This is a genomic window from Bacteroidota bacterium, assembly GCA_018692315.1.
GTDB lineage: Bacteria > Bacteroidota > Bacteroidia > Bacteroidales > JABHKC01 > JABHKC01.
In genome coordinates this window covers 1-4,121 of sequence record JABHKC010000141.1, presented here as the reverse complement: position 1 = coordinate 4,121, position 4,121 = coordinate 1, and the positions used below count along the sequence as shown (strand labels likewise).

The 4,121-nt window shown below is 34.2% G+C and carries 4 protein-coding genes; all 4 read left to right on the top strand.

Features of this window, described 5'->3' with window-relative positions:
* The coding region (locus HN894_10445; protein MBT7143748.1) for a restriction endonuclease subunit S at nucleotides 1-688 on the top strand (688 nt) is incomplete at its 5' end.
* Between the two features lie 10 nt (nucleotides 689-698).
* Nucleotides 699-1,118, top strand: a complete 420-nt coding sequence (locus HN894_10440) for a GxxExxY protein (GenBank protein ID MBT7143747.1) — start codon at nucleotides 699-701, stop codon at nucleotides 1,116-1,118.
* Nucleotides 1,119-1,148: 30 nt separating this feature from the next.
* A complete protein-coding gene (locus tag HN894_10435) occupies nucleotides 1,149-2,234 on the top strand; it encodes a Fic family protein (protein MBT7143746.1) in 1,086 nt (361 codons plus the stop codon).
* A 214-nt stretch (nucleotides 2,235-2,448) separates the two neighbouring features.
* Nucleotides 2,449-4,121: HsdR family type I site-specific deoxyribonuclease (locus HN894_10430; protein ID MBT7143745.1), on the top strand; the 1,673-nt coding region annotated here is incomplete at its 3' end.

Genomic DNA, 4,121 nt, shown 5'->3' with positions numbered 1-4,121 from the left:
TGCCATAAATAAAAATAATCAACTTATTGCACAAAAAGAGTTAAGCAAAAAATGGTTGATGCAAAATCTATTAACTGGCAAGAAGAGATTGAAGGGGTTTAGTGAGGAGTGGAAGAAAGTTCGAATAGATGATGTGACAACTAACTTTTCAAGAAGAAACAAAGAACTTATTGATGCAAATATATATTCTGTAACAAATACAAATGGTTTTGTGTTGCAGACTGACCATTTTGAAGGAAGAGTTGCTGGACAAGATTTAAGTAATTATAAGATTATTAAGAAAAATGAATTTGCCTATAATCCTGCAAGAATAAATGTAGGCTCTTTAGCCTACTTTGAAGACGAAATTGGGGTAATTAGCTCTCTTTATGTATGTTTCAAAACAAAAAAAGAAATTTTGGATTATTATCTCCAACAGTTCTTGCAATTAGACCACACCAAATATCGCATTAATGCACTTGGAGAAGGTGGTGTAAGAGTTTATTTGTGGTATGACCTATTTTCAAAGATAAAAATAAATCTTCCTTCGATTGAAGAACAAACCGCAATAGCAAAAGTTTTCCAAGCTGCCGACAAAGAATTAGAATTACTCAAAGCCAAAACCGATAAACTCCGTGAACAGAAAAAGGGAATGATGCAGGTTTTGTTAACGGGAAAAAAACGTCTGAACTGTGATTTGTGTGATTAAATGATTGTCTATGATTAAAAAAGAATATAAACATTCGGAGTTAACAGGAAAGATTATTGGTTGTGCAATGAAGGTTCACAGTACACTTGGTAATGGTTTTCAGGAAGTGATTTATCAACGAGCATTAGCCATAGAGTTTTCGTCAGAGAATATCGCATTTAAAAGAGAGTTTGAAATGCCAATACACTATCGAAATGAGCACATTGGTACAAGGAGGGTTGATTTTTTGGTTGAAGGTGAAATATCAGTTGAACTAAAAGCTTTAACTAAACTGGAAGATGTTCATTTTGCTCAGGCAATTAATTACCTTGAAGCATACAATCTTCAAATTGGGCTATTAATCAACTTTGGTGAAACCAGCCTTAATTTCAAACGCCTTACAAACAAAAAGTATAAATCAACAGAATCAAATCAATCACAAAAATCATAGTTCAGACAATTTACGAAAAGAGAAAAGCATATGAATTATCAAATCCCAACACTTCCATTTGATATGGAATTAGAATCAAAAGCTGTTTTAAAAAAAGTAGCCTTGGCGCGTAGTGCTTTAGCCGAAATGAAAGGTGCGGCTTTAAGTATTCCTAATCAGAATATTTTGATTAGTACCCTTTCCTTGCAGGAAGCCAAAGACAGTTCGGCTATTGAAAATATTGTGACTACACATGATGAACTCTATCAAGCTGATTACTTAAAAAACCAATTTAAAACCATTGCTTCCAAAGAAGTGCATAAATATGCTGAAGCTTTGCGCTGGGGTTTTCATACAGTAAAGAAGATGTGGTTTTTATCAAATAACCACATTATAGATATGCAGGCCGCTATTGAAGAAAACCGAGCTGGTTTTCGTAAAGTACCCGGCACCGAATTAAAAAACGAACAAACTGGCGAAGTGGTTTATACCCCACCACAGACACACGAGGAAGTTTTAACTCATATGGCCAACCTCGAAAGCTTTATGAATAATAATGAACTTTGCGATTGGGACCCTTTGGTAAAAATGGCAGTGATTCACCATCAGTTTGAGAGCATTCACCCTTTTTACGATGGCAACGGTCGAACCGGTAGAATTATCAATATCCTCTATTTAGTTAAGGAAGAAATGATGAATTTACCCATTTTATATTTAAGTCGTTTCATCAACCAAAGTAAGGGGGATTATTATCGTTTGCTACAAAATGTACGTATAGAAAATGCCTGGGAAGATTGGGTTTTATTTATACTTGAAGCTATTGAACAAACATCCATGCAAACCATTCATATTATAGAGGGAATAAAAATCCTAATGCTAAAAAGCAAGAAGATAATTAGAGAAAACACCAAATTCTATAGTCAGGATTTAATCAATAATTTGTTTAAGCATCCTTATACTAAAATAGAGTTTGTTGTGAATGATTTAGACGTAGGCAGATTGACTGCCACCAAATACTTAGATGAACTTAGTCAAATTGGGATTGTACATAAAGTGAAGATAGGTAGGGATAACTATTACATCAATAAAGATTTATTTGAGCTATTGTCAAATGTCAATCAAATAAAACATGTATAGAAAACACGCATTTTCTATACATATCAATCAAATATGTATAGAGTAAAATACTTAAGTACACCTTCTACAAATTATAAAACAATCTAAAAAACATCAAAAAAAGCAGATTCATATAAAGGAAATACTTAAAAACTATACATAAAAAAGATATCGTGTATATAAAACAGCATTTCTCTATACATGAAAAACAGAAGTAAAATTAAATACGAAAGCAATGGATACACCAAGTTTTAAAGAAGACCATATAAGCCAGATACCTGCCTTGCAACTATTGCAAAACTTAGGATATCAATATCTCACGCCAGATGAGGCTTTACAATTTCGTGGCAATAAAACAACCAATGTGCTTTTGGAAGATGTTTTACGTAAGCAGCTAAAAGAAATTAATAGCATTCAGGTAAGTGCCAGCAAAACAAGCATTTTTTCTAACGAGAATATTGAACGAGGCATATTAACGTTAAAAGATCTTCCTATGAATGAAGGTTATATTCATGCCAGTGAATCTGCATACAATTTAGTCTCTTTAGGAAAAGCTTTGGAACAAAATATTGATGGAGATAAAAAAAGCTTCACGCTTCAATATATTGATTGGAAAAATATTGAAAATAATGTTTTTCATGTTACCGAAGAATATTCTGTAATGCGAAGCACAAGCAAAGAACATTACCGACCCGATTTGGTTTTGTTTGTTAATGGGATTCCATTTTGCATCATAGAATGCAAACGCCCAAACATGAAAGAACCGTTAAAACAGGCAATAAGTCAACATTTGCGTAATCAACAAGATGACGGAATACGTCAACTTTATGTTTATTCTCAACTCACATTGAGCGTGGCAACACAAGAAGCTTCCTATGCTACTAATGGAACAAAGGAAAAATTTTGGTCGAAGTGGCAAGAGAAGTTTAACACCGAATCAGAAGAAAAGGAACATCTAAGAAAATTGTTTGAGCTGAAAAATACTCCGCTCACCTTAAAACAGAAAGAAAAACTATTCTCCGACAGATTTAGGTATGTACGCCAGCATTTTGACGCATTAGAACAAGAAGAAATACAAATCACAGAGCAAGACAAGTATCTATTTGGGCTTTGCCACCCAAAACGATTATTAGACATTGCATATAGCTTTATATTATTTGATAATGGCACAAAAAAGGTAGCACGCTACCAACAGTTTTTCGCCATCAAAAAATCCATGAAGCGAATGACAGTTCTGGATAGAGGCAAACGAAACGGCGGAGTAATCTGGCATACACAAGGAAGTGGAAAATCATTAACTATGGTTATGTTAGCTCAAGCCATTGCTTTGGAGCCAGCAATTCGAAACCCTAAAATAATATTGGTTACTGACCGTACCGATTTAGATAGGCAAATTACTGGCACATTCAGAAAATGCGGTATGTTTGTAGAAAATGCAACTACAGGTAAACGTTTAGTTGATTTGCTTGAAAGTAAAAGCGATGCAGTTGTAACTACCATCATCAATAAGTTTTCGGCTGCCATGAAGAAAATTAAAAAACCTTTAGAAAGTCACGATATTTTCGTTTTAGTTGATGAAGGTCACAGAACTCAGCATGGAGTTTTTCATATCGACATGCAGAAGACTTTACCAAATGCTTGTTTTATAGCAATGACGGGAACTCCATTATTTAAAAAGGATAAAAGCACAGCTGCCAAGTTCGGTGGAATTATCGATGCCTATACAGTTGACCAGGCAGTAAATGACAAAGCCGTAGTTCCATTATTATACGAAGGAAGACTGGCAAGACAAATTGTTAATTCCAGTCCTCTTGATACATTCTTTGATATGGTTTCTGAACCATTGACAGAATATCAGAAAGCAGACTTTAAAAAGAAATTCAGCAGAGCAGACCAATTAAATAGTGC